The following is a 6,956-nucleotide window of genomic DNA, read 5'->3' as shown; positions in this document are numbered from 1 at the left end:
AGCCGAAGCCTACATCCTGACCAAGGAAGAAGGCGGTCGTCACACCCCGTTCTTTGCGAACTACCGTCCGCAGTTCTACTTCCGTACAACTGACGTGACCGGCACCGTGACTCTGGCGGCTGGCACCGAGATGGTTATGCCCGGCGACAACGTCGGCTTCACCGTCGAGCTGATCGCTCCGATCGCGATGGAAGACGGCCTGCGCTTTGCCATCCGCGAAGGCGGCCGCACCGTCGGCGCCGGCGTCGTCTCGAAAATCATCGAGTAATCACGGTAGTCGGGCTTTGGCCCGACAAATCGGTGAACTAAAGAAGGCCGCTCCACATGGGGCGGCCTTTTCTCATCCAATCTTCTCGGCGCATTGAGATTGTTCGTCGAATGATCTCGGGCAAGCTGAGTTCATTGAACAAAACAGCTGTCGATCTCGCATTCTTAATCTACCGTCCACTCCAAACGAAGACTGAACTCCCAGCTCTCTATTGCAACAGCAAGGGTGACGCGCAAATCAAGCGCGTCCCGGCGATCAGGGGAGACTAAGATGTTTGGTTTTGAATTTCTAAACTATGGAACGCAAATCCTTCACAGCAAGGATTTGGATGATATGAGAGCCGCTGTTCTCGGTGACGACGAACAGGAAGTTGAGTGCAAAATCAGCGACTTTTGCCGAGAGCGCAAGCGATTTGATATCAAGCTTGCTGAAATGTCGGACAGCATGGCGAGAGGAGCGACCTCGGTCAAAACCAGCGCAGACGCGGCCTAACGGCGCAATAGTCGTTTCACGCCGGGTTCTGGGTTCACATGCTCTTTGCCCATGGCTCACGCCCGACCATCCGGTCGGCCTCGGCGGTGATGTCGTTCATATGCTGCTCAAGGCTCAGACGAAGGGCCTCAATCTGCTCTTCGCTGGCCTTGCGTGGAACTGGATCGGTCCATTCGCGGCACAGAAATACACCGTCGTTGCGCCAGGGGCGAGGCATCAGCAGACGATCCCAAGTTCCGGCTTCGCGCCCGTGCCGCGCGGAATAGGTGATGCCGAAAACTCGTTTACCTGATGTGCGAGCCCAGACCAGCGGTACGGTCGAGGATACCCGCTCGGGTCCGCGAGGGCCGTCGGCGGCAATGCCAATCGAGATACCCTGTTTCATCTTTCCCAGCACTTCGCGCGACAAGGCGACGTGGCGCTTGCGGCTGGACATTGCAATTGTATCCATCCCGAACAGCTTCTGCACTCGCCCCACCATGCTGCCCGCGCGCGCTGCCGAAGTGATCGAGCAGATGCGGCCTTTGTCCAGTGGGAAGAAATATGGCGATTGTGCCAGTCTCTGGTGCCACAGCACCACGATGACCGGTTCGCCCTGTTCGGCCAGTTGATCCAGTTCTTCGTAACCGATGCGCTGCCAGCGTGTGTTGCGATGCACCAATCGGATATAGCTTGCGATCCGTCGCGCGACCCAGTTCAGCACGGCTTCGCTGTCTGCGATTTTCTTGCGGATGCTCAAGGCTGCGGTCCTCCTGCTGGCCGAGCCTTGTCTTAAAGAACTGCGCGCCGGGCGCAACTTTTTTGTCAGCGGTAAAGTGTTCGGAAAACTCAAAAAGCCTCTTGAGTCCGCTGCGCCTCTGTCATATCTGATGGCCCAGCCTAGGGGTATAGCTCAGTTGGTAGAGCGACGGTCTCCAAAACCGTAGGTCGCGGGTTCGAACCCTGCTGCCCCTGCCATTTCCCACCAGACAAGCGAAATTCCTGCAACAGAGGCGTGGGCTTGGTGCTTACGTGTGGCGCAATTCACTTGACGTGTGCGGCAATAAAGAAAAAGCTTGATCAAGGCTGAAGGAAAAGCCATCAGGACTGTCCAGCTAATGTGCTAAAGTCGTTCGGCTTTTGTGTCACAATATGCAAGCCTGACCGGGTAGGGGAACCCGGAGACGATCGGGGACAACGGGGATAATGACAGAGATCGACGCATTCCTTGAAGAACACGGGCTGTCGAAATATGCGCCGGTATTCGCGTCGAACGAAGTTACATTGGCCGATCTCGCACATCTCTCCGAACATGATTTGATCGACCTTGGGCTGCCACTTGGACCAAGGCGCCGATTGATGGCCGCATTGGGGCAGGCGCGGGATGCCAATCCGACCCCGGTGCAAGGCAGCGGGAAGATTGTCGCCGAGCGGAGGCAACTGACAGTTATGTTTGTTGATCTGGTTGGCTCGACTGCCATGTCCGAGCGGCTTGATCCCGAAGACTTGGGGGAGCTGCTTCGGCGGTTCAAGGAAATTTGCTCGACCTCGGTTGCTCGCTTTGGTGGACATATCGCCGATTTCATGGGTGACGGGGCGATGATCTATTTCGGGTATCCTCACGCGGTGGAAGATGCGGCCTCGCGCGCCGTTCATGCGGGTCTGGATATTCTTGAAGGATTGAATCGCATGGAAGGCGAGGAGCGTCTGACTGCGCGGATCGGTGTTTCGACCGGTCTTGTCGTTGTGGGCGAGATCCATGGCGAAGGGTTGAAGGAACATGACGTGGTCATGGGGCGTACACCCAATCTGGCAGCACGTTTGCAGAGTTTGGCCGAGCCCAATACACTGATCATCAGCCCATCCACTCGCAGATTGGTGGGCAATGCATTTGAACTGCAGGATCGCGGGTCTTTCGCACTGAAAGGGTTTTCGGAACCGATACAAGCCTGGAGCGTCACAGGGCAGGCGCGGATCGAGCGCAGATTTGACATAATGCCTGATGCCGGTTCTGGTCGGCTCATTGGGCGCCAGGCAGAGTTCCGCAAGCTGACCGACAAATGGAATGAGGCAAGTCAGGGCGCTGGACAATCGGTTCTTGTCACTGGCGAGGCAGGGATCGGCAAATCACGCCTGATTGAGGGGCTTAGCCAAGAAGTGCTGGATCAAGGCGCGCTTCGCCTGAACTTCCAGTGTTCGCCCTTTCATGCCAACTCGGCACTTTATCCGATCATTCAGCATCTGGAACGCGCAGCAGGATTTGCGCCGACAGACAACGATGAGGATAAACTGGGAAAACTCTCGTACCTCTTGCGCCATCACCCGCCTGAGCATGTGCGCCTGATCGCTGATTTGTTGAGCGTTGATGCTGATGCTACGCTGGGGCCTCTCGACCTGCCGCCGCAAGTGAAGCTTGAGAAGACGTTGGAGGCAGTGACAGAACAGCTTGCGACGTTAGCGCGAGAACGACCAGTGTTGCTGTTGTTCGAAGATGCGCATTGGGTTGATCCGACCACCTTGTCTCTGACAGACCGGGTGATCGAACATATTCGGGACCTACCGGTGCTGATCGTCGTAACAGCACGTACCGGTTTCGATCCGGGTTGGGGTCACCACAACAATACCCTGCGTATACCTCTCAAGCGTTTGACCAATCGGGATGTGGCTGAGATCGTAGCTGAGGTGGCGGGAGGGCACCCAGTACCACCCGAGGTTTGCGACCTTATTGCGGCCAAGACGGATGGCATTCCGCTTTATGTCCAGGAAGTGACCCGCGGTCTTTTGGAATCGGGGCAATTGCGCTTGAGCGACAAGGGGTATGTCGTGCGCGGCCCCCTGCCATCGCTTTCAGTTCCCAGCACGTTGCAGGATTCGCTGATGGAGCGTCTGGACCGTTTGGGCAAGGCCAAAGAAGTGGCGCAAACCGGCGCCGTGTTCGGGCGGCAGTTCTCGATCGCGTTGCTGGCCTCTGTTTCGTTTCTGTCTCCGACGGTTCTGCAGGCCGGACTGGAACAGCTCTCATCGGCCGGGATCATTCTTCAAGCCCCGGATGCGGCAGAGGATGAGTTCATCTTCCGCCACGCATTGATTCGCGACATGGCTTATGACAGCCTGCTGCGCACGGAACGGCAGTCGCTGCATGACCGCGCGGCGGGTGCATTGCTGGAGAACCAGCCGCAACTGGCCCAGACTCAGCCCGAGGTTCTGGCACAGCATTACACGTTGGCCCAACGCGCGGATGAGGCCGTGATGCACTGGCAAAGCGCGGGGCGTCGAGCGATCGAACGCTCGGCCCAGGCCGAGGCGTTGACCCATCTGTCGAAAGCTCTGGATCAGCTTGCCGATCTGCCAAAGAGCCGTGCACGGGATTTGCAAGAGATCGACATCCAGATTCTGCGTGCCGGTGTCCTGCGCTCAACAAGCGGTATTTCAGGGGATGCGACGGGTGAGGCCTATGGGCGTCTGCGCGAACTATGTCACCGAGCTGACGAGACCGAGCGGCTGTTTCCTGTGCTCAACGGGCTATATGCATTCCATCTTGTGCGTGCCGAATATCGATTGGCGAAAGGCGTGGCTGCGCAGATCCTCGATCTGGCGGCGACAAGCGGCAAGACCGAACACCGCATGGTCGGTCATCGCGCCATGGGGGCGGTGCAATTGCATCTGGGCAACCTGTCAGATGCAAAGCGCCATCTTGAGCAAGCTTGGGCGCTTTATGATTTTGATCAGCACAGCCAGCTAGCCTATGTCTATGGAACGGATCATGCCGCGATTACATCAGCATTTCTGGGCACATGTTATTGCCTGATGGGTCGGCATCAAGATGCCCTGCAGGTGCAGAATACAGCGCTGGAATGGTCCAAGAACCTCAAGCACGCGCATAGTGTGGCGCAGATCTTGGTTTACATGTGCAAGGTTCACCTGCTGGCGCGCGACATCCCTGCATTGCAAAGGGATGTTAAGGCGCTGTCCGAAGTCGCCGAGGAGCATTCGCTACCCTTTATGGCGACCATTGCGCGGCTATGGGAAAGCTGGGCAAAGGCGACCACGACCTCTGAAGTCGAGCATATCGAGGACCTGCGTCAGGCGTCGGAAGACTGGTGGTCGGTTGGGGCCGGAAATTACAAGACTTTCTTCCCTTCGCTGATTGCCGAGATTCAGACAAACGCCGGCCTTCACGACGCTGCGCATCAGACTCTGACGCACGCCAGAGATGTTCTGAGCAAAACCGAAGAGAAATGGGCCGAGGCCGATCAACTGCGTATTGAGGCCGCCCTTGTAGCCAAGACCGGGGGCGATCCCGTACCGCTGCTGTTGCGCGCTATCGAAACAGCGCAAAGGCAAGGCGCGCGGCTTTACGAGCTTCGTGCAGCGGTCGCGTTGGCGGAGTGGCGGCAACACCGAGGCGAACCGGTTGGTGAGGCGTTGAATTCGGTCATGTCGCATTTCCATCAAGATGCCCAACTGCCGGACCTCAAAGACGCACGAGCGTTGATGGAAACGATTACTTGACCCGAAGGCCAACTTGCTGCCAGCTTGGGCGCGGGCAGAGTTGGGATGATACCTGAATTTCGACTTTTTAGCGCTGGGTCACCAGTCCGGCGCCCCGCTCTTGTGGTATGAGGAGACCTAATGCGTAAGATCAGCAAAACCCTTCTGGCCAAGGATGTCTTGGCGCAAAGCCGTACCGATCTGGCGCTGCAGCAGTACCATTCGATCACGCCCGATGAGATACGTGAATTTGAGAAGAAACTGATCGGAACGGTCACTCTGCCGACCGACGCGGATTACAACAATGACCGGCAGGTTTGGAATCCGGCTTTCCAGGACTACCCAGAGATCATCGTCTATTGCGAGACCATTCAGGATGTACGCGCCAGCCTTGCTTTCGCGCGTGAGCATGACCTGTGGGTTGTTGCGCGGTCAGGGCGTCACAGCACGGCGGGGTATTCGGTCAATAACCAGATGGTGCTGGATACCAGCCGAATGCGTTACGTGACCGTCGATCCAAAGGTGCCGATGGCCTATGTCGGTCCGGGCACACCGTTCAAGATGCTGAATTCGGAGTTGAACTCCTATCACCTGCACGTGCCGGGCGGGGCCTGTCAGGATGTCTGCGTTGCGGGTTTCATGATGGGCGGCGGCTATGGCTTTACCTCTCGCCGGCTTGGGATGGCTTGCGACAGCGTTCTGGGTGTCACCGTGATGCTGTGGGACGGCAGTATCGTGATCGCGGACAAAGACACGAACTCCGACCTCTTCTGGGCCATACGAGGCGGGACCGGCAACAACTTTGGTGTGTTGCTGGAAATCCGCTACCAGCTGCACCAGCTGTATGAAGTCTGGGGTTGCCACATCACATGGCCGTTGGACAAAGCCGCCAAGGCACTGGAGTACCTGCAGGCCAACTACATGCGCACCTGCGAAGATGACCGTTTCGGGGCTTATATCTTTCTGGCCTATCAGGGAGATCGAAAGGTACTGCTGGTGTCGGCGCTCTATGATGGCACGTCCGAAGAGGGGAACGCGTTTGTCCAGCCCCTGCTGAGCGATGAAATCGGCGGCGAGATGGGTGAGGACGACCAGAACTATGGCACCTATCAAGAAATCAACTCATGGCTGTATGACGACAAATATGACATCCCCGTCGTCCCCGATCAGGCGCGTGAAGATAAGCAGGCCGGATATATTGAACGCCAGCTCAACGAAGCCGAATGGCAGCGCGTCGTAGACTACCTCGACAGCACGCCCAACGCTTATGGCGCTGTGGCCATCGAACCCTATGGGGGGGCGATCAATCGGATGCCGTTGGGCAAACAAGGCAATGCCTTCATTCACCGTGATGTGTCGCTGAACTTCTACGTCGATGTGTTCTGGGTGTCGGAAGAAGAAAAAGAGATCGTGGTGCCGTGGCTCGACGGATTCATGGAACTGATGACCGAAGAAGGCTATTTCATTGACCGCGTCTATCAGAACTATCCACGGCGGACCCAGAAGAACTATCGCTGGCAATACTGGGGCGAGTATTTCAACTCTTTGCTGTTCGTGAAGCAGAAATTCGACCCGCATAACTTCTTCCATTATCAGCAGAGCATTTCGCCGGTGCCGGATGACGCTCCGCCAGACATCATCCGAGATACGTCCAAGTCGATCTTCGACGACCCAACTATCACATACGAGAGCTATTCGAACCCCTGAAAGCGGGGGCTGCCAAGGC

5 protein-coding genes and 1 tRNA gene are annotated in these 6,956 nt (G+C 57.1%); 5 read left to right on the top strand and 1 reads right to left on the bottom strand.

What is annotated here, in order from left to right:
• Together ACR0NM_RS13250 and ACR0NM_RS13245 are read left to right on the top strand one after the other, a co-directional pair.
• Positions 1-268 (top strand): EF-Tu C-terminal domain-related protein (locus ACR0NM_RS13250; RefSeq protein WP_480615117.1); only part of this gene is annotated, 268 nt, incomplete at its 5' end.
• 270 nt (positions 269-538) lie between these two features.
• The gene (locus ACR0NM_RS13245; protein ID WP_170420395.1) at positions 539-760 is read left to right on the top strand and encodes a hypothetical protein; all 222 of its coding nucleotides are present in this window, start codon (positions 539-541) and stop codon (positions 758-760) included.
• Positions 761-794: 34 nt separating this feature from the next.
• Here the strand turns inward: ACR0NM_RS13245 and ACR0NM_RS13240 are convergent, their stop codons facing one another.
• Positions 795-1,499, bottom strand: coding sequence for a DUF374 domain-containing protein (locus ACR0NM_RS13240; protein ID WP_170402235.1), 705 nt, complete (start codon positions 1,497-1,499; stop codon positions 795-797).
• A gap of 142 nt (positions 1,500-1,641) precedes the next feature.
• On the opposite strand from ACR0NM_RS13240, the gene ACR0NM_RS13235 reads away from it, so the two are divergent.
• From ACR0NM_RS13235 to ACR0NM_RS13225, 3 genes are all read left to right on the top strand, one after another.
• Positions 1,642-1,717, top strand: a tRNA-Trp gene (locus ACR0NM_RS13235).
• 228 nt (positions 1,718-1,945) lie between these two features.
• Positions 1,946-5,251 carry an adenylate/guanylate cyclase domain-containing protein gene (locus ACR0NM_RS13230; protein WP_480615115.1) on the top strand — a complete coding sequence of 1,102 codons (3,306 nt, stop codon included), beginning with the start codon at positions 1,946-1,948 and terminating at the stop codon, positions 5,249-5,251.
• Positions 5,252-5,371: 120 nt separating this feature from the next.
• Positions 5,372-6,937, top strand: a complete 1,566-nt coding sequence (locus tag ACR0NM_RS13225; protein WP_170512877.1) for an FAD-binding oxidoreductase — start codon at positions 5,372-5,374, stop codon at positions 6,935-6,937.
• Positions 6,938-6,956: the final 19 nt, after the last annotated feature.

It is taken from the genome of Ruegeria sp. AF2 (assembly GCF_056542025.1).
Note: the sequence above shows the minus strand (reverse complement) of the source record. Positions and strands in the feature narration are given on the sequence as shown.